Genomic DNA, 22,305 nt, shown 5'->3' with positions numbered 1-22,305 from the left:
AATCGCTTCTAAATATTATCTTTGAATTATGAATTCGGACAGCGACTTTATTAAAACGGTTTTCGGGCTGAAACTGAAACAGCAGAGACAGAAGAAAAACTGGTCTTTGCAGGATCTTGCGGTAAAAACAGGTTTATCCAAATCTTACCTTAATGAAATTGAAAACGGAAAAAAATATCCGAAACACGATAAGATCATTCAGCTTTCGGAAGCGCTGAACTGTACTTTTGACGATCTGGTTTCCACGAAGCTGGACAAAAGTCTTACGCCTTTTAATGAGATTCTTCAGTCTGATTTTTTTAAAGAAATTCCTCTGGAGCTTTTTGGGATCAATAAAAATAATCTGATCAGCATTATAAGTGATGCTCCGAAAAAAGTAACTGCTTTTATCAATGCTCTGATTGAAATTTCACAAAACTATAATTTAGGAAAGGAAAGATTTTACTTTGCGGTTTTGCGTTCTTTTCAGGAACTTTATGATAATTATTTTCCTGAAATTGAAGAAAAAGTCCAGCTCTTTGCTGAAGAAAACGGACTGCAGATCGACAAAAATTTACAGTCTGATGTTCTGGAGACTATTCTGAATGAAAAATTTAATTATCAGATTCAGTCGGAAGATTTTGAGAAGTACGGGACTTTGGATAATTTACGCTCATTGTTTGTCCCTGAAAAAAAGCTGTTGCTTTTAAACCGGAAATTAGAAAAAGATCAGAAAACCTTTATTCTCGCCAAAGAAATAGGATTCTGTGTTCTGGAATTAAAAAACCGTCCGAATACATATTCGTGGCTGGATTTTGGAAGTTTTGAAGAAATTTTAAATAATTTTTATGCTTCGTATTTTGCGGGAGCTTTGTTGATTTCAAAACAGAAAACGATTGAAAAAACTTCAGATTTTTTCCTGCAAAACGAATGGAATCCTCAGAATTTTGAAAATTTAATTGAAAACTTCACCAATTCTCCGGAAACATTTTATTATCGACTGACCAATATTCTTTCTTCTGAACTGGGAATAAAAGATTTGTTTTACTTATGTTTAGTCAAAAAGAAAAATTCAGATAAAATACAGATCTTAAAAGAGCTACACCTCAATCATCAGCAGGCTCCTCATGCGAATGCAACCAACGAGCATTATTGCAGAAGATGGATTGCCGTGAAAAACCTTCATCATTTAAAAGAAAACGAAACCTTAACGGACGCCCAGATTTCACATTACAAAGATCAGGGAATCAGTTATCTGGTGATTTCCACTTCACAGAAAAATCCTTTCTCTGATGGCAGCAACAGAAGTTACTGTTTGGGAATTTTACTGAACTCACAGACAATCAAAAAAATCAATTTTATTAAATCTCCGACTTTAAAAACCATCAATGTAGGAGTAACCTGCGAATCGTGCAGCATTGCCGACTGTGAAGTAAGGCAGTCGCCGCCTATCCGTCTGGAAAAGGAGTATTTTAATTCCGGTATGAAAAACGCAATTGAAAAGATCAGGAAGGATATTTTGTAATTTTTTTATGATTATCCGTTATTGATCATAATGCTTAATTTTCACGCAAAGAATCGCTAAGATTCTTTTATATACCAACTGTTTTTAAGTTCGCAAAGGTGCTTCGACAAGCTCAGCATAAAGCGGAGAACTCAAAGGTTTTCTAATTATGACAAATTACGGACAATCATAATTTTTTCTATTTTTTTAATTATTCACTTCATTTTCGGATGAAATGATTATTTTTACTCCAGTTAGGGATATAAAAAAACAAATTAATTATTTGAAGATATTTACTTCAATCAAATAAGAAGTCTGTCTATTCCTGCTATAAAAAATTAATAATCATCTTAAGTTATTCATGCGCAAATGATGCTCGATATTTTATTTCCGAATCGCTGTATTCGATGCAGCCGGATTATTGATGCTGATTTTCCGGTCTGTAATCTTTGTTTTGATCAGATCCACTTTACCCACAACAATTATTCTGAAGATAATTTCGTTAAAGAAAAATGCAGACTGCTCTTTCCCATCGAAAATGCTTTTGCATTAATGCAGTTTGAAAAAGAGAATGTGAGCCGGAAATTAATTCACGAACTGAAGTATCGGAGTCGGGAGAAAATCGGAAAAACTTTAGCTGAATGGACGACGGAAAGACTTGATTTTAAAAATCAGAAGCCTGATCTTTTGGTGACGGTTCCACTTCATCCGAAAAAATTAAGAGAAAGAGGGTATAACCAATTGCATTTGTTTGCAGAAACGCTTTCAGAATTTTATGCTATTCCGTTTGATCATGAAGTGATGAAAAGAAATCATTATTCCAAAGCTCAGGCTTTAAAGGATAAAGTGAACCGGCTGAAAACTGAAAATGTATTTTCGATGACTAAAGGTATTTCAGGCAAACATATTTTATTAATTGATGATGTTTTTACAACGGGAAATACGCTGGCTTCAATTGCGTGGGAAATTCTGAAATCAGGAGATAATAAAGTGAGTGTTCTCGTTATGGCGATTGATGAATAAAAAAAGCTGCTCTACAAAGAACAGCTTTAAGAAATTGTAATTATTTAAAAGGATTACTCCATTTTTTATTGGTATACACATCGGTTCCGGAAAGTGTTTTCAGAAATGCGATTACTGCATTTACTTCGGTTGATGTAAGGTTTAGCTTTTGTCCGTTTCCGTTAGGCGCTAAACGAGGATCGAGATTGGTATTTCCCGGTGCAATATTGATATTTCCGTAATGACCAATCACCTGCTGAAGCGTTGTGAAATTTCCGTTGTGCATAAACTGTCCGTTTTCTATTCCGCTGCTGTTGGTAATGTTTCTTAAACTTGGAGCTTTGGTATTTGTAATGTCGATTCCGGTTCCGCTGATCTTACCGATAATTCCGTTGTTTTTGGAATTCGGATCAATATCAAATTCAGGAGCGGCGTGACAGGCTGCACAACCTAATCCGCCACCGGTACGGTTTCCTGTTGCATCAAAAACAGGAGGAGCCAGAAATAGATTTTTCCCCTGATTTTCCTGTGCTGTAAAATTTGCAAACGGCTGCTGATCATTTGCACTTGCGGCTCGTCCTGCATCATATTTAGAATCAAAAGACTGAATACTTCTGATAAACTGCGCCAGTGCATTCTGAATTCTTGTTTGTGTAACCGTAGCGTCTCCATAAACAAAAGTGAACATTTCCTGATAGTATTTAATGTTCTGAAGTTTAGCAATCAAATCCTGAAGTGTGCCGTCGCCATTTGTTCCGCTAAAGCCCATTTCATTATGGTCCTGAATCGGGAATGTGGTCTGTGCTTCCAGATTAGCGGCTCTTTCGTCCCAGAAAAACTTCATTTCATTTCCGAATCTCGCATTCACCAGTCTCATGGCATGCCTTCCTGTAGTTCCGTTTACTCCGGTACTCGCAACAGCATTATCTCCAAAAGCAAGTTCCTGTTTGTGACAGCTTGCACATGAAATGGTATTGTTTTTTGAAAGATTTTTGTCGTAAAACAACATTCTTCCCAATGTTGCCCCTTTATCTGTAATAGGATTTCCGGCGGTATTATCTCTTGTAATATAAGCCGGTTTGGACTGATTTGCATAATTTTCGAGGTTACTCAAATTGATATTGGAACCAAAAGCAGCCAAAATTCCGGGATAGCTGTCTTGTGTAACAGGAGTGGCTTCATAAACATCGCCGCCTGAACAGGAGTATACAGCTAATGCTGCGAAGAAAGCGGGAATAAGCAGTAATTTAACTTTTTTCATAAGAGGTTTTTAGAATAGTTCGTTTAAAAGTTTTTACAGGATAATTCCGGATTAAGAAATATCTGTGAGTTTTTGTGAAGATTTATTTTTATTTTAATGCTTTACAATTACTTTCTTTGAGATTGTATTTTTACCGTTGGAAATTTTAACCATATAGGTTCCGTTGTATAAAGTCTGCGTATCGAAATAAGCAATTGTACTTCCTTTGATCATCTGGGTTTTCATGAGTAACTTTCCAGACATATCATACATCTCTATATCTAAATCATATTTCAGTAAATGATCCACCTGAACAAGCAGTAAATCGCTAACCGGATTGGGATACAAAACTGTACTGATATTTTTAAATTCAGCTTCGGATACGGCAAGATTTGAAGTATAAGTTGTTGTTGTTTCCGTTATTGAAGTTACTTTTCGGTTTGCATAAACACCATAATAAGTTGGTCCTATCAAATAAGGATAAGCTGAATTGTGATTGGCATCCACCGTTGCAAAATAGCAATACGTTCCGTTGGGATATTCTGGAGTTTTACAGAATCTTCCGTTGTGTTCATCGAGATAATCGTCCTGCCCTGTATGAGCAATCCACTCATAATCCTGAATGCATGACCCTAAAGGATATGTTGAGTTTACGGGAGGTCCCGCTGTAACAGAAACTCCGTTAATCGTATTTCTAGTTGTAATATTTCTCAGTTGATAACCGGATTTCATTCGGGTAATTCCTCCTGTTCCGTCTGCATTTTTGTAGGCATAAGCTCCGTAGATCGGATATCCGTCGTAGGCGAAACCTATAAGTGGAGAATGCTGTGAAGTGTTAATGGTATACAATCCGTTTGCATCGTAAGGATTACATACCGTAGAAATCACATTCAGATCATATTTAAAAGCTGAAGGATTCTGATGATGATGATAATTTGTACCGGCAGGATGACCTTTGGAACAATCGAAGCCAAGCTTTTCATAAACAATTGCATCGCGCTGCCAGACTCCATCGCCGGTTCCCCCGATTGGACCTCCTGCCCAAGCGTTTGTGGAAGATTTCCATGAAACCCCGTCTTTAGGATCGAAACCTGCGACCCCATTGATAAAAACAGCAATATTTCCAAGTGCGGTCGCCGTTGGAGTTCCTGTATTCTGAACCGGAGCCAAAGGAAATTTAAATATGGCATTCTGATTTCCCGCCTGATTGGGATTTCCATCCTGAAAAGGACCTGTAGGATAAGCCGGAATTCCTTTCGTGGAAATGTAAACATTGCTTGCTGAATATTGTACCGCCTGACAATTTACCAGAATGCTGTTCCCCTGCGGAGTAGAGTTTCCGTTCGGATAGTAAGTTCCTGTTGCCGTTGTATTCTGCAGCCACGAAGTTACTGCGGGACCCTGAGCATCAGCCAAAGCTCCCAATAAAGATAAAAATAAGTATGTAATTTTTTTTCTCATGCCGATATTTTGAGGTTTTCACTTTAAAATATTAAAGTCTCATTAATTTCTTAGACGACATTTATTTTACTTTCCTTCGGATGGCAGTAAAATTTCTTTCGGAAACTGAAAATCCTGATTCTTTACAAATTCTCTATCGTTAAGTGTAAGCAAAAATGCGATGAGATCAACTTTTTCATTATCTGAAAGGATGATTTTATTTCTGAGCTCTTTTGAAACTTTTGAATTCTGCTGTATTCCGTTGGTGTAATGGTTAATTACCTGACTCAATCTTGTGAATCTTCCATCATGCATATATGGATAGGAATAGCTCAGATTTCTTAATGAGGGAATTTTAAACATCTGACTGTCTTTGGGCTGTTTGGTGATCCCAAATCGTCCCTGATCTTTCAGGTATGAATCCATCGGCAATCCGTTAGCGGCAAATTTGTAGGATGAAAAAAGTGGCTCCTGATGACAGGAATTGCAGTTCCTTTTAAAAACCTCATAGCCCTTCTGTTCCTGCTCTGTGAAACTATCTTTCCCTTTTTTTACCTGATCGTATTTCGAGCCTGAAGAAATTAAGGTAAGCTGAAACTGAGCAAGAGCCTTCAGCAAATGCTGTCCTGTAATGGTACTGTCTGAAAAAGCTTTATAAAAGAGGGTTCTGTACAGTTTTTTAGCCTGAAGTTTTTTAACGACATTTTCTATCGATTCTCCCATTTCTTTTTTGTCGCTTATCGGAGCTAAAGCCTGAACTTCAATATGATTAACTGCTCCATCCCACATAAAATTTTTCTGCCACGCCAGATTAAACAGCGCCGGAGCATTTCTTTTTCCTATAGAATCTCCGATTCCGTGACTTAAAGCGTGATCTGTATGTGCGAAAGCATTGTATGAAGTGTGGCAGGAAGCACAGGAAACCGTCCCGTCTTTTGATAAAACAGGGTCATAAAACAAAACTCTTCCCAATTCCACTTTTTCTCTGGTTAACGGTTCTTTTTTAAAATCGTAAACGGGTTTCGGAAAATATTCGGGGATGTAAAGAGGATAAAGATCATTAAAGGTAAAAGCCAATAAGGGAACCAGAAATAAAAAAACAGGAATGTATTTCAGCATTCCTTTTATGACCGGATGAGATTCACCTTTATCTTTCATGATCATGCTTTTATCTGAAAAATTATTTAGATTCTGTGTAAAATATTTTCTGAAATACACGGGCAAGAGCCGTTGCTTTTTCTCCGGGTGACATTACAGAATGTATTTTTTTAAGATCAATTTCCGATAAAAACCGTGAAACATCTACAAAAATTATATTTTGGTTTCTTTTCAAGGGCAAAATAACTGTCTGCAATGTTTCAAAAGGTTTTAAATATCCTCCGACATGAAACTGAAAATCTTTATGAACAGCGCCGGATTTTTCTGAATTTCCTTCTACTTTAAAATTGATGTATCCGCTTTGCCAAGACCAGTACATTCCGTTTACGGGATCAAGGTCGCCTCCCATTGCTCCGGAAACATTGGTAAGACTGTCTATTCCGATACTGAATTGAATTTCATCAAAATCATCTGTGATATTTTTATCAAAATCTATTTTCAATCTGTTTTCAGAATCAATTAAATAAGATTTTTCCGGTGTTTTGTAAACGATTTTTCCTGATTTTTTAAGACAGACATCCGAAACGTAAAATTTTAATTTAGATATGGAAACAACATCATCTTTTAATGTATATTTTTTTTCTATTTCCAGCTTTTCAGAAGCCCAAACCGGACTGAACTGTATTCCGGTAAAGGTGTTCTGCGAAAAGAGAAAATTCACCGAAGTCAGGAAAATAAAAACGAAATAATTTTTTTTCATCGCTCGTGTGGAGGTTTCGGTCCCGGAGCAAAAAGAGATTCAAATTCATCAATAAGATGATCAAAATCCTGCAACTGGTTGGGACGGCATATTTTTCTGATGTCCTGAAAATGTTTAAAATTAATTTTCTCGGTTTCCATGCTTATCTTCCCGATCTGCTGTACCAAAGAATCTCCGTTTTTCTGATCTTTATTTTTTAATAATGAATAATATTGCGTTTTCGCATCCATCATTTCGTGTTCTTTTTCTCTAATCTGCATTCTGTGCTGCTGAATCAACCCGTCATATTGCTGTATCTGTTTTTCATCAAAATGCAGCCTTTCTATAATAAGATCTCGCGGACCTGAATGATGCGGAGGTTTTCGCGTGAGCATGAAGATCACCAATAAAAGATTGGAAATCAGCAGACCGATGATGATAAAAATGTAAAATCTGTTTTTAGTCATACGAAAAAGTATTTTGTGATTTCATCATAAATAAGGTATCAAAATCTGATTTTGAATTATCTTTAGTGTTTTGAATAACTTTTACGTTAAAACTGATCAGAATAATTATAACTGCAGCCGCTGCGAAAATCCATTTTGGGGAAACAATATCTTTCTTCTGATTCTCAATTTTACTGAGAATCTTTCCGTACAATTCCGAAGGAGCCTCCACGCTCTGAATTTTTTCTAATATCTGCAACTGATCTTCCATTACATACTTAGACGATTTATTTTTCATATTCCTTCTGTTGATTTAGTTTTTGGATAAGATTTTTTTTGGCACGTTGAAAAAGAGACTCTACTGCTTTCTGACTGAGATCCATAATTTCAGCGGTTTCCTGCTGAGAATTGCCTTCAATTTTCATTAAAATAACCACCGTTTTCTGATCATTCGGAAGCATATTGATAAAGCTGAAAATTTTCATCACTTCTTCTTTCTGCTCAAGAACCACACCGGGATGATTGAAATCTACCGGTTCATTCTGTCTGTTTTCAGCATCCGAATCTCTGAAAAGACCGAAAAAGAATCTTTTCCTGGAATTTTTATGTTTAAGAAAATCTAAAGAGGTGTTAATCGCAATGCGGTAAATCCATGTTTTTAAGGATGACTCGTTTTTAAAGCCATCCATTTTTTGTGATATTTTTACAAAAACATCCTGAGTTATTTCTTCTGCATCTTCGGTATTCTGGGTATACTGCAAAGCAAGATTATACACCATCTTCTGATGCTGACGGAAGATAAACTCGAAATTCATATTCCGGTTTTCATTACGGTCACTTTTTTTATTAGACGAAAAAAAATATTTTTTCCTTCGGCTTTTTTAGTTTCTGTAAAAATAAAAGAAATTCAGATGTAAAAATGATTCCGAAAAAAATTGCTCTGAGAAATTTTATCGCTGTAGTTTTTCGCCGTAGCTTAAATCTCCTGCATCTCCCAATCCGGGAGTGATGTAGCCTTTTGAGGTAAGGTTTTCATCAATAGCTCCTACCCAGATTTTAGCATCGGGATACGCTTTTTCTATGGTTTCAACTCCCTGTCTTGAAGCAATTGCTGCAACAATATGCAGTTCTGTAGGTTTTCCGTGCGTTAATAAATCTTTGATGGCTTCGATAAGAGAAGCTCCGGTTGCCAACATCGGATCTGCAACAATTAAAGGTCTGCCTTCGATATTCGGACACGTTAAATAGTCCTGCTTGATTGAAAAATAATCGTTGGCGTCGTGTTTTCTGTAAGCGGCAACAAATCCGCAGTCTGCTTTATCAAGATAATTCAAAATTCCATCAAACAAAGGAACTCCGGCTCTCAAAATGGTCGTAATAACCGGCTGAACAGCGATTTCCTTCACTTTAATCGTATCCAGAGGTGTCTGAATTTCAATTTCTTTCTGCTCCAGTGTTTTGCTGATCTCGAAAGCAGCAATTTCGCCGATTCTTTCCATATTTCTGCGGAATCTCATACGGTCGTGCTGGATTTCAACATTTCGAAGCTCATTGATCCATGAATTAACTAAAGAAAATTGTTCTGATAAAACGATTGTGTTCATTATTTTGAAAAGCTTTTATCTAAAAATATATATTTAATGAAGAATAAAATCCCTCTCAGAAAAATCTGAAAGGGATTATAATTTATTTTTGTCTGAAATACACTTCGATAGGAACTCCGGTAAACCCGAATTCTTTTCTCAATTGGTTTTCAGTAAATCTTTTATATGGTTCTTTTACGTACTGCGGTAAGTTACAGAAGAATACAAATTGTGGCGACGGCGTCGGAAGCTGTACGCAATATTTAATTTTAATGTATTTTCCTTTGTTTGCAGGAGGAGGTGTCTGCTCAAAAATAGGAAGCATTACTTCATTAAGTTTAGATGTCTTGATCTTTTTCTTACGGTCTTCATACACCTGCATTGCCATATCTACCGCTTTCAGGATTCTCTGCTTCGTTAATGCAGAAACGAATAAAATAGGAATATCCTGAAACTGCCCGATCTTGTCTTTAATCTGTTTTTCGAAATCACGCATGGTATTCGTTTCCTTACCTTCAATCAAATCCCATTTGTTCACCAAAATCACGATTCCTTTTCTGTTTTTCTGAGCCAGACCAAATATGTTCATATCCTGAGATTCCCATCCCTGAGTAGCATCCACCATGATAATTACCACATCAGAATACTCGATGGAACGGATAGAACGCATTACGGAATAGAATTCCAAATCTTCGCTAACTTTGGATTTTCTTCTCATTCCGGCCGTATCTACCAATACAAACTCGTGTCCAAATTTATTGTAAAGCGTCTGAATACTGTCTCTTGTAGTTCCGGCAACATCTGTTACGATATTTCTTTCCGTATCCAGCAAAGCGTTCGTCATCGTAGATTTTCCTACGTTCGGACGACCTGCAATGGTAATTTTCGGTAAACCTTCGAAAGGATCTTTGTATTCGGTTGTCGGGAAATCTTTTACCACATCGTCCAGTAAATCTCCTGTTCCTGAACCTGTTGCAGAAGATAAAGTGTAATATTTTTCAATTCCCAACTGATAAAATTCTGTAGCAGCGAGTTCTTCTTTGGAAGAATCTACTTTATTGATTACAATATAAACCGGCTTGTTTGATCTTCTTAACATCTCGTGGATCTCGAAATCCGTATCTGTAAGACCTTCCTCCACATTTAACATGAAAATGATAGAAGTTGCCTCATCGATCGCCAGCTGAACCTGCTTTGAAATTTCTCCCTGAAAGACGTCATCATTGTTTACATCATATCCTCCGGTATCAATTACCGTAAAATCTACTCCGTTCCAGTCGGATTTTCCGTAGTGACGGTCTCTGGTAACACCGGCTGTAGAGTCTACGATGGCCTCTCTTCTTTCCAGTAAACGATTAAAAAGCGTGGATTTTCCTACGTTGGGACGCCCAACGATTGCGACAATATTCGACATAAAAATGTTTAATAATTAAGATTATTAATGGGTTTCTCCAACTTTTGGAGCCCAATTTTTTGCAAAGATACGCTTTTTATTTAATTTGATATTCCGTTAATAACAGTACTGTAGACTGTTCAAGAAATCGTAATGTGGGATGTGTGTATTACTTCAGTTCAGCTAAAATACCGTATGCTGCTTATTTTGAATAAAAAAGTTAAAAAATAAATCTTTGTAAATCAATTAATAATCGATAACTAAGCACTTTTTCTTTCAATATCATTTTTATTTTTAAAATAATTTATATAATTTCGCGTCATAGAAATACAGACCCATGGTGTAGCGGTAACACTACTGATTTTGGTTCAGTCATCTGGGGTTCGAATCCCTGTGGGTCTACAAAAAACCGTTAATTATAAATAATTAACGGTTTTTTATGGTAATGTACTGAAAAATAGTTGGTGAAATTCAGGATATATTTTAATAAATTATGGATGTTAATCCGAAGAGGACAAAAGCACTGGTGGAGATCAACTTTTCAGCAATAGGATTAATGTTCAAAACGATAGTTTTAAGGTGAGGTTTCCCTCACCTTTTCGTTTATTATCGGATGAACCTTATGAATAAAAAAACTCTATTTTTCGTTAGAAAAATAAATATACCATTTGATGAAATTGATTCGGTTTTTCAATGTGAGACCTCTGTGCAGGTCGAGATGATTTTTTAAATGGCTGAAATATCCCTCAATACCATTGGTTGTTTTAGGAATATTGGGATTTTCCAGATAATGAAACATATTGGGCAATGCCCGTTTTATAGTAAAATACGATCGTCTGAGAAGCTTGTGGGTATACCAGTATCTTTCGGTTTCAAGATTAATTGTTTTTTCATTAATATAATCCTGATGTCTCAAATACCAGTCGTTGAGTTCATTTTTCCACCAGATTTTATCGTTTTGTGTTTTAATTTTCAGTAATAATAAAACGTGTTTTCGAAGTTCCTGACCGGCAATGTGTTTAGGAAACTTTGTGAGCCAGATCAGGCACATTCTCTGAATATGAACCAGACATCTCTGAGTAATGATGTCTCCATCAGATTTATTTATGGCTTTCAAAACGCTTTTATGTCCATCTGTAGTAATGCTTTCCAGCTTTACGCCCAGCCGTAAAAGATTGTTTAAATCTTCCCTGATTTCTTCATAATGTTCTCCATCGGTAAAACGGATAAGCTGTGTATATCCATCAAAATCATCCTGATAAGCAATTAAACAGAACTGAGCAAAATAAGTTGCATCCATTCTTAAATTCACCTTTTCCCGTTTGATGATCTTTAAGGTAGGAGACTGCTCTAAAATGGTATAAAATGTTTTCTGCAAAGTATCTTTCGAATAACCGCTGTCTCTGCAAAGCGTTTTGTAGGTCTGCCTTTCCAATACCCATTTTTTGAACCAGATAAAACGATTTTTAATTCTCTGCTCCGTTCTGTTTTGAGTAAATAAAATCCCGCAATTTTTACATTTAAATCTTTGCTTTCCCCCTTGTTTTCCCCAACGAATTACCTCCAGGCTTGAACAAGACCAACAACGTTTTTTTGCCATTTTTCAGACAAAGAAAAAGTTTTATGAAACACGTTTCATAAAACTTCCTCCAAGCAGCCTAACAATGAGGTTTTGATAGGATTCTACCAACTATTTTTCAGTATTATGCCTTTTTTATTTGTCCAATTTTTCTTCCTTAATATCTCGAAATAATCACCCAAGCCGATCCCGTACTCTGAACGACAATTCCTCTACCCAAATCGCTGTTATTTAAGCCGTAATTTGAAAAATTTCCGCCATTAATCCTGAATGTTCCTGTTATCGTTACATTTCCGGAAGTATCATTGATCAGCTGGTAAACTTTTCCTCTGTTTGTAGAGGTTGCAGAAGGTAAAGTAATATTTCCCCCTACTAAAACAGTATAATCATCTGCTGCAACAGTTCCTGAAGACATTGACTTTATTTTTTGAGTTGCTGCCGCCGACAATAGCTTTATCCATTTCCCGGAACTTCCGTCAAAATAATAATACCCGGAAGCTGTAACATCTACCGTCTGTCCTGCAGGAGAAGTATCTTCCTGAGTAACAAAAACAACGGCTCCGTTTTGTGAGCCGGTATAGTTTTTTGCTCTTAGTTGTGTTCCTGTAATTCGCGGTGCTATAATGCCATCAAATTTTGCCGGATCTGCCGGATTACCTGTAATGTCTAATGTTGCACTGGGATTTTCATTATTGATTCCTATCTGAGCGTAACTAAAAGAGCCTACCAATAATAAGGCAGGAAATAATTTTTTTATCATGTTTAGATTTGTTTTTTTAGCAAAAATATATTTTATTTAAACAAATCCTAATTTTTAGTTGTTAAAATTAAATAAAAACAAAAAAAAGACAACAAAAACCGTTGCCTTTTCAATTATTATGTTAAATATTTTAATTATACTAAATCAGATCAAACCGATCAAGATTCATTACTTTTACCCAAGCTGAAACAAAATCATTCACAAACTTTTCTTTGGCATCCGAACTTGCATATACTTCTGCAATAGCTCTCAGTTCGGAATTCGATCCGAAAACAAGATCCGCTCTCGTGGCTGTCCATTTTTTCTCTCCGGTTTTTCGGTCTGTCCCTTCATACAATTCATTATCATCAGAAGCAGATTTCCACTGAGTACTCATATCCAGTAAATTAACAAAGAAATCATTGGAAAGCACTCCCGGATTCTGCGTAAAAATACCGTGAGAAGAACCGTCGAAATTCGCATTAAGAGATCTCATTCCTCCGATTAATACAGTAAGTTCAGGAGCTGTAAGCGTTAACAACTGTGCTTTATCAATCAATAAAGATTCTGTAGATACCGAGAATTTTTTCTTTAGATAGTTTCTGAATCCATCTGCTGCAGGCTCAAGATATCCCATAGATTCTACATCGGTTTGTTCCTGTGAAGCATCCATTCTTCCCGGCGCAAAAGGAACGATGATCTGATAGCCACCGTCTTTTGCAGCTTTTTCAACAGCAGCACTTCCTGCAAGAACAATAAGATCTGCTAAAGAAATTCTTTTACCGCCTGTTTGGTTCTCATTAAATTCTCTCTGAATATTTTCAAGAATACTTAAAACTTTCTGAAGCTGTGCCGGATTATTTACTTCCCAGTCTTTTTGTGGAGCTAAACGAATTCTCGCCCCGTTTGCTCCTCCTCTTTTATCACTTCCTCTGAATGTAGAAGCCGATGCCCAGGCTGTAGAAACCAATTCTGAAACACTTAAACCTGAAGCTAAAATCTTTGATTTTAAAGCTTCAACGTCTGAATTATTGATTAACGCGTGATCCACTTCTGGAATCGGATCCTGCCATATTAATTCTTCCGCAGGAACATCCGGTCCCAAATAACGGGCTTTAGGGCCCATATCTCTGTGCGTCAGTTTATACCATGCTCTTGCAAAAGCATCCGCAAAAGCATCCGGATTTTCATAAAATCTTCTTGATATTTTCTCATAAACAGGATCAAACCTCAACGAAAGATCCGTTGTAAGCATTGTTGGTCTGTGTTTTTTATTAGGATCAAAAGCATCGGGAATAATTTCTTCTCCGTTCTTGGCAACCCACTGATGCGCTCCTGCCGGACTTTTTGTAAGTTCCCATTCGTTTTCAAAAAGATTTTTAAAGAAATAATTACTCCATTCCGTCGGAGTTTCCGTCCATGTTACTTCCAGTCCGCTGGAAATAGCATCCGGTCCTTTTCCAGATTTATAGGTGCTGTTCCATCCAAATCCCTGCGCTTCAATTCCTGCCGCTTCGGGCTCTTCTCCCACATGATCCGCAGGTCCTGCTCCGTGTGTTTTACCAAATGTGTGACCGCCCGCAATTAAAGCAACGGTTTCTTCATCATTCATTGCCATTCTTCCAAACGTATCACGAATATCTTTTGCTGCTGCAATAGGATCAGGATTTCCGTCCGGACCTTCAGGATTTACATAAATAAGTCCCATCTGTACCGCAGCCAACGGTTTTTCTAAATTTCTTGTATGGATATCTCCGTCTGCATTATCATCAGTAGGAAGAACTCCTCTGTTTTCTACCACTCCGTCTGAGCCATGTGCATAGCGAAGATCTCCGCCCAACCATGTTTTCTCTGTTCCCCAATACACATCTTGATCCGGCTCCCAAACATCTTCACGACCTCCCGCAAATCCGAACGTTTTGAATCCCATGGATTCTAAGGCAATGTTTCCGGTAAGGATCATTAAATCTGCCCAGGAAATTTTCTTCCCGTATTTTTGTTTAATGGGCCAAAGAAGTCTTCTCGCTTTATCCAGACTTACGTTATCCGGCCAACTGTTCAAAGGGGCAAAACGCTGCTGTCCGGCTCCTGCTCCGCCTCGCCCGTCACCTACACGATACGTTCCTGCGCTGTGCCAAGCCATACGGATAAACAAAGGTCCGTAATGTCCGAAATCTGCAGGCCACCAATCCTGAGAATCCGTCATTAAAGCATGAAGGTCTTTTTTTACTTCTTCCAGATCGAGGCTTTTAAAAGCTTCTGCATAATTGAAATCTTTCTCCATCGGATTAGACAGATCAGAATGCTGACGAAGAATATCTACTCTTAACTGATCCGGCCACCAATCTATATTTTTAGTACCACCTCCTGCTACATTTTCTTTTTTCATCGTTCCGTTGTGAAAAGGGCATTTGCTGATGTCTCCTGAAGTATTTTCCATATCGTTTAAATTTTTATGTTGATTAACAATTTTTTAAATATTGAACAATGCAAACATACAACTGTTATAAAATAAATACAATCTATTGAAATTATTTTTATGATAGCTAAAAACAATAATTAATTTTAAATTACTGTTTTGCAATTCTTTAAATAGATGAATCTGTAATAATTCATTTAAGGTAAGCATTTTTTATCTGAATTTGAATAATATTCAATCTCTGATACAGATATTTAGAAACATTAAAGACAAGGCAATGTGTACTGCATTTTAAACTTCTTATATCTCAAAAATTTGACTATCTTTATCTATTCAGAAAACATAAAATTTTAGCAATGAAAAAAATATTGGTCATCGTTCTTGTCGCTTTTATCATCATACAGTTTTTTCCGATCGACAAAACAAATCCTGCTCCTACTCCCGGAATGGATTTTTTGAAGATTAAAAATGTACAGCCGGAAGTGGCTCAACTGATTACCAATTCATGCTACGACTGCCATTCTAATGAATCAAAATATCCGTGGTATTCTAACATTGCCCCTGCTTCATGGATTCTGAAGCATCATATCGATGAAGGGAGAAAAGAACTCAATTTCTCTACGTTTGCCACGTACCTTCCCAAACAGCAGGCTCATAAGCTTGATGAATGTATTGAAATGATCGAAAAAAAAGAAATGCCTCTGGAATCGTATTATATCGGACATCAGGATGCAAAACTTACGGATGAGCAGCGAAAAATACTGGTAGATTATTTCAAAAAAGAAAAAGCTGAGACTGAAAGAAAAATGGCTCTTTAAAAATCAAAAATCATGGAGGAAAAATGGATGGGGAAACATATTGTATTTTTTGACGGTGATTGCGGAGTCTGCAATTTCTGGGTTCAGTGGATTCTTAAAAGAGATAAGAAAGACCGGTTTCTTTTTGCTTCGTTACAGTCGGATTTCGGACAACAGTTCTTAACCGAAAGAAAACTGAATACGGAAGTTTTCAATACGCTTTATTTGTGGAAACCGAATCATTATTATCTCGAAAAATCCAAAGCCGTTCTGCAAATTGCCCATCTTTTAGGAGGGATCTATAAACTTTCAGCCATCGGAAAAATCATTCCCGGATTTTTAAGCGATCAAATTTATGATGCTGTATCAAGAAACAGAATGAAACTGTCAAATCAGAAATGTTATCTTCCGACTCCCGATGAAAGAAAAAAATTTATAGAAGTCTGATTTATCTTTAAATGATAAACGCTGTAAATAAATAAAGACTGTTTCAATTACGAAACAGTCTTTTTCATTTTAAAACCTTGATTCTATTATTGGTTTAAAGACCATACAGAATAAGACTTCGGAGCGCATTGAATTTTCACCCATTTATCGCCCTGAGTTGTAGGATACCAGCCTGAACTTCCGGTAAAATCTTTAATCTGCTGACTTGCCCAGTTCGTCTGAATCCATCTTTCCTGCCACGTTGAAGAATTGTTGATGTAGACTACCAATCCCGGATTCCCGTTATAGCCGTTTCTTCTTGCAATATACTCGTCGTTATCCGTATACAGAATAGAAGTTGTTCCGGTAGCTTTATTATTGTGAATCCAGATCAGATTGTTTAATCTCTCTTTGTTTAGCCATTCTTCATAATCTCTGTAAAAAATCGTAGGATACCCTTCGTGAGTTAAGATATACGCATAAGCCAACATTTTATTGTATATGATATCCGTATCATGATTTGCCACGAAAGTCACTGCTTTGAAAGGGTTTCTTTTCCACATCATATCATCATTCAAAGCATTTAAATTATTATTATCAAATGCTTCATCCATTTTATAATAGGCTGCAAAATCGAAAACGGAACTGTTGGCATTATTCGCCCACCATTCCAGCGTGTTTACGTTAGAATCCCATAATTCTCCCACAGAAAATCCTCCCACATTCGCATTCCATTTATTCACCACCCATGGTCCGAAACCTTTTACATAATCGAACCTCCATCCATCAAACTTCATAACGTTTTTATAATACTTACCAACAGAATCATCTCTTTCCCAAAGCCAGCTTTGCACATAGGGATTGGCATGGCAAAGATCCGGAAAACCGCCGAAAGCGCCCTCATCATTATTACCATAGGCATTCTTGTAAAAATCGTTGTAATTTCTTGTAAACTTTCCTGATGCCACACCCGAAAAATTGGTCCATGTATTGGTTCCCGTGTAAGGATTCGCCTCCGATTGACCACCGCTGTTATGATTGATGACAATATCAGCATACACCTGCATGTTTTCAGTGTGAGCCTGCGTAATTAATGCTTCCAGTTCTGCTCTGGATCCGAAACGTGTTTCTACACTTCCGTTCTGGTTAAAGTTTCCGAAGTCGTAATAATCTGTAGGATCATATCCCATAGAATAAGCTCCGTTCTGTGCTTTTGACGCCGGAGGAAGCCAGATTGCGCCAATTCCGGCATTGGACCAGTCGGTTACTTTTGCTTTTACGGTATTCCACCAGTTTCCGCCATCGGGAACATCCCAGTAAAATCCCTGCATAAGAACACTTCCGCCCAGTCCGGCTACGAATTTTGAAGTTGAAGAAGTTCCGGCTCCCGTACTGAAAGGACGCCCGTCGTGATTTGTAACATTCACGATTTTATCATGAATTTCTAACTGTTTTGAGCTTTCGCTAATTGTTTCATCATTGTTCTGGCAAGAACTTACCATACCTAAAGCCAGCAATGAAAGTAAAATGTGTGTTTTTTTCATGTTAAAAATTTTTAATTATTAAAGTATTAACTAAATTACAATTTTATTAAAAAAATTCTAAACCACGTGAAATAATTTTATTTTTTCTTTAAAAATCCCATCAAATCGCTAACAGGACCAATCATTAAAAAATCATAAACTTTTAAGATTTTCGGTACAATTTTTCCATTATTCCATATATTTGCATACTATGGAATACAATACCCAAAGAACTCAGCTTCATTTGCCTGAATACGGCAGAATTATACAACAGTTGGTTGAACGTTGCAAAGAGCTTCCTACAAAAGAAGAGCGAAGCGAAATGGCAATGGCAATCATTGATTTTATGGGTCAGAGAAACCCGCAATTGAGAGACGAAGAAAATTATAAACATAAACTTTGGGATCATCTATACATTTTAGCCAACCATGATCTGGATGTAGATTCTCCCTATCCTTTCCCTACAAAGGAAGAACTTGAAGAAAAACCAAAAAGGATGGAATATCCTAAACTTCAGGGAGATTTTAAATTTTACGGGAAAAGTATTCTTCAGTTAATAGAAAAAGCAATCGAACTGGAACAGGGCGACGAAAAGGAAGCGCTAATCGAAGTGATTGCCAATAATATGAAGAAGTCCTACAATGTATATAATAAGGAACACGTAACAGATGATGTTATTTTCCGTCATCTGAAAGAACTTTCGGAAAACAGGCTGGATCTTACCGGAATAGATTCTCTTGAAAAGAGCAAAATCTATTACACCACCAACAATAACAACCGAAATAATAACAATAACAACAGGAATAACAACCGAAACAACCAAAACAACAAAAGAAGACACAACAACAATAACAATCATAATAAAAGAAAGTAAACATGAGTGGAACATTTCAAATAAGAGGAGGAAAAAGACTGCAAGGCGAAATTACTCCACAGGGGGCTAAGAACGAAGCTCTTCAGATTCTTTGTGCTGTTTTGTTGACTGATGAGGAAGTTAGAATTAAAAATATTCCGGATATCCATGACGTTAATCGATTAATTGAGATTCTGGGTGATTTTGGAGTAAAGGTTACCAAAAACGGACACGGAGATTATACTTTTAAAGCAGACAAAGTAAATTTTGATTATATAAAATCCAGCGAGTTCAAAAAAGACGGCGCAAAACTGAGAGGCTCGATCATGTTGATGGGTCCTATGTTAGCAAGATATGGTGAAGCGTACATGCCGACTCCGGGAGGTGATAAAATCGGAAGAAGAAGATTAGACACCCATTTTCAGGGGCTTGTAGAGCTTGGTGCTGAATTTCATTATGATGAGGAGGAGTATTTTTACTCTTTAAAGGCAAAGGAACTGAAAGGGAAATTTATTTTGCTTGAAGAAGCTTCCGTTACGGGAACGGCAAATATTGTAATGGCTGCCGCTTTGGCAAAAGGAAAAACCAGAATTTATAACGCTGCATGCGAACCTTATCTTCAGCAGCTTTGTAAAATGCTGAACAGAATGGGAGCCAATATTTCAGGAATCGGTTCCAATTTATTAACTATTGAAGGCGTTTCTCATCTTCACGGAACGGAACACACAATGCTTCCGGACATGGTGGAAATCGGTTCCTGGATTGGTCTTGCTGCGATGACGAAATCTGAAATCACCATTAAAAACGTCAACTGGAATCAGCTTGGTGTTATTCCGAATACGTTCAGAAAGCTCGGGATTCAGCTTGAGCAGAGCAATGACGATATTTTTATTCCTGCTCAGGAAAATTATAAAATTCAAAAATTTATCGACGGATCTATTTTAACGATTTCCGACGCTCCATGGCCAGGATTTACACCCGATTTATTATCGATTATTTTAGTCGTGGCAACTCAGGCAAAAGGAAGCATTCTCGTTCACCAGAAAATGTTTGAATCCAGATTATTCTTCGTGGATAAGCTGATTGATATGGGTGCGCAGATTATCCTTTGCGATCCGCACAGAGCAACAGTAATCGGGCTTAATCAGGAAACTCCGCTGAGAGGAACCACTATGGTTTCTCCTGACATCAGAGCAGGAAATGCACTGTTAATTGCTGCGCTTTCCGCAGAAGGAAAATCTATTATTCACAATATTGAACAGATCGACAGAGGATATGAAAATATCGACGGCAGACTGAAAGCAATCGGAGCGGATATTGAAAGAATTTAATTTTTATTTTAAAATATTGAGACCACTTTTTTGAGTGGTCTTTTTTTTACACAAAAATTACACTTACATTTCTTGTTATAAAGTGAGTAAAGAATAAGCTGATTTGATCAGCCTCTGATCTCTGGCTTCGTGAAGCAAATTTATTTGCCTTTTCTTCTAAAATATCCTCAGTTCGGGATAAGAAATAAATTTAAATAATTGATTTATAGAATTATATTAATTTATCACAAAGAAAAATAAAAATGGTATTACTTTGATCAATTTTACGCCTTTGTATATCTTAAAAGCTGAATTCCTGATAATTGAATCTCTTTGTTTAACCTTGCGGTTAAAAAGACTTATCCCGAACTCAGGTTAAAATAAGATGTAAAAAAGAATTATAAAAAATTTAAGAGAATCTTAATTTTTAATGAAAAATAAAAACGACCGTTCACAAAAATGCAACGGTCGTTTGTCGTAATTAAAACTATATGAATCTCTTAAGTGTACTTTCTGCAGATATATTCTACAGTAGTACTCAAAAGCCTATTTTTTTCAAGATAAAATTCTAACTTCTTAAAATCTTCTGAAGTTACATTAATATATAACTGAACTGTACCGAAACTTCTTCCGTCCACATACTCAACATTTGCAGATAACACCTTATGACAGATCCCGAACTGTTGGTAAATGGTGTTCATTAAATGTTCAAATTTCATTTTGCCATTCAGCTCTATTTCCAGTATCCACTCTTTTTTTGGCACATTTAATGGGTTTGGCAAAACCTGTAGTCCCGGATTTGGTGTAATCATAACTCAATATTTTAAGGTTAGACTTTCAGAGAAAACTGAGTTTCAGAATCTCTATCTTATTTCTCTGCGTTAATTGTATGACAAAAATAGAAAAAAATATTAGTCTACCAAATTAGTAGGGTAATATTTTTTAATTTTATTCAAATTTTTGTGGTGATGTTTAATTTTAGGTTAAAATCATTTGATTTTTTTTCATAAAAAAAACGAGCTTAGCCCGTTCTTATTCAATCTGAATATAATTTATTTTTTATTTAGTTCCATTATTCTTTCCAGCTTTTCGGAAGCAGCCAGACCATTTGGATTACAGCCTAACTCTCCTTCAGGAACTTTGAGATTTTTCTTTTGATAGAATTCTTCCCAAAAAACATTGGTTTTTCCTGTTTTCGGATCAATAAACGTCATCGGTTCCAATTTAAAAATATGATCCTGCCGAAAAGCTCTTTCTATGAAATCTGAACAGTAATAGGAATCTTCGTCCAGAATATAATTGAAATTGTAAGGTTTACCTACCATCGATTCTGCCTTTTCAAGCGCGGAAGGAATCGATTTCTGGTATTCGGATTTCAGACGGTATACTATAATCCGCTGTCCTTCCTCAGACTGGTCTTTCAGGAAATCTTTTATCTCCTGCTTCTGCGAACCGCCTTTTGGAGCGGCGTGAAGTACGAAAATTCCGTCTTTACTTTTTTCCACAATACCGATGTGGTCGAAGGAAGCATTTTTCTGCTTTTGGGTGACATTATTGATTGCCCCTGAAAGTCCCGTATCTTTTGCCGTTACAAAAAGTAAATCTCCGTTTTTCAAACCTGAAACATGCGAGTTTTTACACCCCATTATTAGGACAAAAAGGTAAAAAGCCGCAAAAACTTTCAGCAAAAAATTATTTCTTTTTAAAATTGGTTTCATAAATATCAATCCATTCTTCAACAGTCATTTTTTTGCTCATTTCTGCCAGTAATTCCATGGGAATATCTTCCATTTTTTTGAAGCGGACGCAGGATTTCCCCATATCCAGCTTTTTTTTGGAATGTTTCGGAAATTCTTCTACAAACCAGTTCAGCAGTTCGGGTTTCGCATACATTCCCATGTGATACAACGCAACGAAATTTTTCTGGGAGGCAATGCTGATGAAAGGCAAAGGCGATCCGGGTGTACAGTGATAACCATCGGGATACGTTTCCAGAGGAACCGCCCAACCGATCATTCCGTAGCTTGAGCCCTGCGTAAAACCTTCGGGTAAATTATCATTAATTGTATTAAACATCTTTCTGAATATTTCCTGTCTTTCTTCGGGAATTTGAGAAATATAGTCGTCAACGGAAACGGATGGAATCTGCATATTTTTCAGTTTTAATAATTCTTCAAATTAACAAAATTTTACCGGAACAGGATTTTAAATGAATTACTTTGTTTTAACTTTTTT

General features: G+C 36.6%; 22 protein-coding genes and 1 tRNA gene. 7 read left to right on the top strand and 16 right to left on the bottom strand.

Annotation, left to right across the window (positions count from 1 at the left end; genetic code table 11):
* The first annotated feature begins 28 nt into the window (after window positions 1-28).
* Window positions 29-1,504, top strand: coding sequence for a helix-turn-helix domain-containing protein (locus AC52CF_RS03590; protein ID WP_235129746.1), 1,476 nt, complete (start codon window positions 29-31; stop codon window positions 1,502-1,504).
* A gap of 348 nt (window positions 1,505-1,852) precedes the next feature.
* Window positions 1,853-2,506: a ComF family protein gene (locus tag AC52CF_RS03585; protein WP_336733809.1), complete on the top strand. Its 654-nt coding sequence runs from the start codon at window positions 1,853-1,855 to the stop codon at window positions 2,504-2,506.
* 40 nt (window positions 2,507-2,546) lie between these two features.
* Here the strand turns inward: AC52CF_RS03585 and AC52CF_RS03580 are convergent, their stop codons facing one another.
* The 9 genes from AC52CF_RS03580 to der form a co-directional block, all read right to left on the bottom strand.
* Window positions 2,547-3,746: a cytochrome-c peroxidase gene (locus AC52CF_RS03580; RefSeq protein ID WP_496517863.1), complete on the bottom strand. Its 1,200-nt coding sequence runs from the start codon at window positions 3,744-3,746 to the stop codon at window positions 2,547-2,549.
* A gap of 93 nt (window positions 3,747-3,839) precedes the next feature.
* Complete coding sequence (locus AC52CF_RS03575; RefSeq protein WP_496517862.1) at window positions 3,840-5,186, bottom strand: T9SS type A sorting domain-containing protein; 1,347 nt, start codon at window positions 5,184-5,186, stop codon at window positions 3,840-3,842.
* A 66-nt stretch (window positions 5,187-5,252) separates the two neighbouring features.
* The gene (locus tag AC52CF_RS03570) at window positions 5,253-6,323 is read right to left on the bottom strand and encodes a cytochrome-c peroxidase (protein ID WP_496517861.1); all 1,071 of its coding nucleotides are present in this window, start codon (window positions 6,321-6,323) and stop codon (window positions 5,253-5,255) included.
* 22 nt (window positions 6,324-6,345) lie between these two features.
* Window positions 6,346-7,023 carry an MbnP family protein gene (locus AC52CF_RS03565; protein ID WP_496517860.1) on the bottom strand — a complete coding sequence of 226 codons (678 nt, stop codon included), beginning with the start codon at window positions 7,021-7,023 and terminating at the stop codon, window positions 6,346-6,348.
* Window positions 7,020-7,469: a Spy/CpxP family protein refolding chaperone gene (locus AC52CF_RS03560; RefSeq protein ID WP_496517859.1), complete on the bottom strand. Its 450-nt coding sequence runs from the start codon at window positions 7,467-7,469 to the stop codon at window positions 7,020-7,022. Before AC52CF_RS03560 ends, AC52CF_RS03565 begins: the two co-directional genes overlap by 4 nt.
* Window positions 7,462-7,746 carry a hypothetical protein gene (locus AC52CF_RS03555; protein ID WP_336688645.1) on the bottom strand — a complete coding sequence of 95 codons (285 nt, stop codon included), beginning with the start codon at window positions 7,744-7,746 and terminating at the stop codon, window positions 7,462-7,464. Before AC52CF_RS03555 ends, AC52CF_RS03560 begins: the two co-directional genes overlap by 8 nt.
* A complete protein-coding gene (locus tag AC52CF_RS03550; RefSeq protein WP_496517858.1) occupies window positions 7,736-8,263 on the bottom strand; it encodes an RNA polymerase sigma factor in 528 nt (175 codons plus the stop codon). The genes AC52CF_RS03555 and AC52CF_RS03550 overlap by 11 nt, the downstream gene beginning before the upstream one ends.
* Window positions 8,264-8,398: 135 nt before the next feature.
* The gene (upp, locus tag AC52CF_RS03545; RefSeq protein ID WP_496517857.1) at window positions 8,399-9,052 is read right to left on the bottom strand and encodes a uracil phosphoribosyltransferase; all 654 of its coding nucleotides are present in this window, start codon (window positions 9,050-9,052) and stop codon (window positions 8,399-8,401) included.
* An 82-nt stretch (window positions 9,053-9,134) separates the two neighbouring features.
* Window positions 9,135-10,445, bottom strand: coding sequence for a ribosome biogenesis GTPase Der (gene der / locus AC52CF_RS03540; RefSeq protein ID WP_214590757.1), 1,311 nt, complete (start codon window positions 10,443-10,445; stop codon window positions 9,135-9,137).
* 310 nt (window positions 10,446-10,755) lie between these two features.
* On the opposite strand from der, the gene AC52CF_RS03535 reads away from it, so the two are divergent.
* A tRNA-Gln gene (locus tag AC52CF_RS03535) sits at window positions 10,756-10,826 on the top strand.
* Window positions 10,827-11,061: 235 nt separating this feature from the next.
* Here the strand turns inward: AC52CF_RS03535 and AC52CF_RS03530 are convergent.
* The 3 genes from AC52CF_RS03530 to katG all read right to left on the bottom strand — a co-directional run bounded on the left by AC52CF_RS03530 (window position 11,062) and on the right by katG (window position 15,182).
* On the bottom strand, window positions 11,062-12,024 hold the full coding sequence (locus AC52CF_RS03530) for an IS256 family transposase, variant Zn-binding type (RefSeq protein ID WP_496517329.1): 963 nt from the start codon (window positions 12,022-12,024) through the stop codon (window positions 11,062-11,064).
* A 136-nt stretch (window positions 12,025-12,160) separates the two neighbouring features.
* Window positions 12,161-12,763, bottom strand: a complete 603-nt coding sequence (locus AC52CF_RS03525) for a phage tail-like protein (RefSeq protein WP_214590758.1) — start codon at window positions 12,761-12,763, stop codon at window positions 12,161-12,163.
* A gap of 139 nt (window positions 12,764-12,902) precedes the next feature.
* Entirely contained in the window at window positions 12,903-15,182 is a 2,280-nt protein-coding gene (gene katG, locus AC52CF_RS03520) for a catalase/peroxidase HPI (protein WP_214590759.1), read from the bottom strand.
* A gap of 335 nt (window positions 15,183-15,517) precedes the next feature.
* Between katG and AC52CF_RS03515 the strand changes: the two genes are divergently transcribed.
* Complete coding sequence (locus AC52CF_RS03515; RefSeq protein WP_214590760.1) at window positions 15,518-15,979, top strand: heme-binding domain-containing protein; 462 nt, start codon at window positions 15,518-15,520, stop codon at window positions 15,977-15,979.
* Between the two features lie 12 nt (window positions 15,980-15,991).
* Entirely contained in the window at window positions 15,992-16,405 is a 414-nt protein-coding gene (locus AC52CF_RS03510; RefSeq protein ID WP_214590761.1) for a thiol-disulfide oxidoreductase DCC family protein, read from the top strand.
* Between the two features lie 86 nt (window positions 16,406-16,491).
* Here AC52CF_RS03510 and AC52CF_RS03505 read toward each other — a convergent pair whose 3' ends face one another.
* Complete coding sequence (locus tag AC52CF_RS03505; RefSeq protein WP_496517856.1) at window positions 16,492-17,928, bottom strand: alpha-amylase; 1,437 nt, start codon at window positions 17,926-17,928, stop codon at window positions 16,492-16,494.
* 190 nt (window positions 17,929-18,118) lie between these two features.
* Between AC52CF_RS03505 and AC52CF_RS03500 the strand changes: the two genes are divergently transcribed.
* The gene (locus tag AC52CF_RS03500; protein ID WP_214590763.1) at window positions 18,119-18,781 is read left to right on the top strand and encodes a DUF4290 domain-containing protein; all 663 of its coding nucleotides are present in this window, start codon (window positions 18,119-18,121) and stop codon (window positions 18,779-18,781) included.
* Between the two features lie 2 nt (window positions 18,782-18,783).
* Window positions 18,784-20,091: a UDP-N-acetylglucosamine 1-carboxyvinyltransferase gene (gene murA, locus AC52CF_RS03495; protein ID WP_214590764.1), complete on the top strand. Its 1,308-nt coding sequence runs from the start codon at window positions 18,784-18,786 to the stop codon at window positions 20,089-20,091.
* A gap of 479 nt (window positions 20,092-20,570) precedes the next feature.
* Here murA and AC52CF_RS03490 read toward each other — a convergent pair whose 3' ends face one another.
* The 3 genes from AC52CF_RS03490 to AC52CF_RS03480 all read right to left on the bottom strand — a co-directional run bounded on the left by AC52CF_RS03490 (window position 20,571) and on the right by AC52CF_RS03480 (window position 22,221).
* Complete coding sequence (locus tag AC52CF_RS03490; RefSeq protein WP_214590765.1) at window positions 20,571-20,882, bottom strand: NIL domain-containing protein; 312 nt, start codon at window positions 20,880-20,882, stop codon at window positions 20,571-20,573.
* A gap of 240 nt (window positions 20,883-21,122) precedes the next feature.
* Complete coding sequence (locus AC52CF_RS03485) at window positions 21,123-21,716, bottom strand: YiiX/YebB-like N1pC/P60 family cysteine hydrolase (RefSeq protein ID WP_496517855.1); 594 nt, start codon at window positions 21,714-21,716, stop codon at window positions 21,123-21,125.
* A gap of 46 nt (window positions 21,717-21,762) precedes the next feature.
* Window positions 21,763-22,221: a DUF1801 domain-containing protein gene (locus AC52CF_RS03480; protein WP_235129730.1), complete on the bottom strand. Its 459-nt coding sequence runs from the start codon at window positions 22,219-22,221 to the stop codon at window positions 21,763-21,765.
* Window positions 22,222-22,305 lie beyond the last annotated feature (84 nt).

This window comes from Chryseobacterium sp. 2P, assembly GCF_059579425.1.
Note: the sequence above shows the minus strand (reverse complement) of the source record. Positions and strands in the feature narration are given on the sequence as shown.

Bases quoted from the DNA above. Each gene is read 5' to 3' on its own strand.
- AC52CF_RS03590 (WP_235129746.1), top strand. From the start codon at position 29: ATGAATTCGGACAGCGACTTTATTAAAACGGTTTTCGGGCTGAAACTG.
- AC52CF_RS03585 (WP_336733809.1), top strand. From the start codon at position 1,853: ATGATGCTCGATATTTTATTTCCGAATCGCTGTATTCGATGCAGCCGG.
- AC52CF_RS03580 (WP_496517863.1), bottom strand. From the start codon at position 3,746: ATGAAAAAAGTTAAATTACTGCTTATTCCCGCTTTCTTCGCAGCATTA.
- AC52CF_RS03575 (WP_496517862.1), bottom strand. From the start codon at position 5,186: ATGAGAAAAAAAATTACATACTTATTTTTATCTTTATTGGGAGCTTTG.
- AC52CF_RS03570 (WP_496517861.1), bottom strand. From the start codon at position 6,323: ATGAAAGATAAAGGTGAATCTCATCCGGTCATAAAAGGAATGCTGAAA.
- AC52CF_RS03565 (WP_496517860.1), bottom strand. From the start codon at position 7,023: ATGAAAAAAAATTATTTCGTTTTTATTTTCCTGACTTCGGTGAATTTT.
- AC52CF_RS03560 (WP_496517859.1), bottom strand. From the start codon at position 7,469: ATGACTAAAAACAGATTTTACATTTTTATCATCATCGGTCTGCTGATT.
- AC52CF_RS03555 (WP_336688645.1), bottom strand. From the start codon at position 7,746: ATGAAAAATAAATCGTCTAAGTATGTAATGGAAGATCAGTTGCAGATA.
- AC52CF_RS03550 (WP_496517858.1), bottom strand. From the start codon at position 8,263: ATGAATTTCGAGTTTATCTTCCGTCAGCATCAGAAGATGGTGTATAAT.
- upp (WP_496517857.1), bottom strand. From the start codon at position 9,052: ATGAACACAATCGTTTTATCAGAACAATTTTCTTTAGTTAATTCATGG.
- der (WP_214590757.1), bottom strand. From the start codon at position 10,445: ATGTCGAATATTGTCGCAATCGTTGGGCGTCCCAACGTAGGAAAATCC.
- AC52CF_RS03530 (WP_496517329.1), bottom strand. From the start codon at position 12,024: ATGGCAAAAAAACGTTGTTGGTCTTGTTCAAGCCTGGAGGTAATTCGT.
- AC52CF_RS03525 (WP_214590758.1), bottom strand. From the start codon at position 12,763: ATGATAAAAAAATTATTTCCTGCCTTATTATTGGTAGGCTCTTTTAGT.
- katG (WP_214590759.1), bottom strand. From the start codon at position 15,182: ATGGAAAATACTTCAGGAGACATCAGCAAATGCCCTTTTCACAACGGA.
- AC52CF_RS03515 (WP_214590760.1), top strand. From the start codon at position 15,518: ATGAAAAAAATATTGGTCATCGTTCTTGTCGCTTTTATCATCATACAG.
- AC52CF_RS03510 (WP_214590761.1), top strand. From the start codon at position 15,992: ATGGAGGAAAAATGGATGGGGAAACATATTGTATTTTTTGACGGTGAT.
- AC52CF_RS03505 (WP_496517856.1), bottom strand. From the start codon at position 17,928: ATGAAAAAAACACACATTTTACTTTCATTGCTGGCTTTAGGTATGGTA.
- AC52CF_RS03500 (WP_214590763.1), top strand. From the start codon at position 18,119: ATGGAATACAATACCCAAAGAACTCAGCTTCATTTGCCTGAATACGGC.
- murA (WP_214590764.1), top strand. From the start codon at position 18,784: ATGAGTGGAACATTTCAAATAAGAGGAGGAAAAAGACTGCAAGGCGAA.
- AC52CF_RS03490 (WP_214590765.1), bottom strand. From the start codon at position 20,882: ATGATTACACCAAATCCGGGACTACAGGTTTTGCCAAACCCATTAAAT.
- AC52CF_RS03485 (WP_496517855.1), bottom strand. From the start codon at position 21,716: ATGGGGTGTAAAAACTCGCATGTTTCAGGTTTGAAAAACGGAGATTTA.
- AC52CF_RS03480 (WP_235129730.1), bottom strand. From the start codon at position 22,221: ATGCAGATTCCATCCGTTTCCGTTGACGACTATATTTCTCAAATTCCC.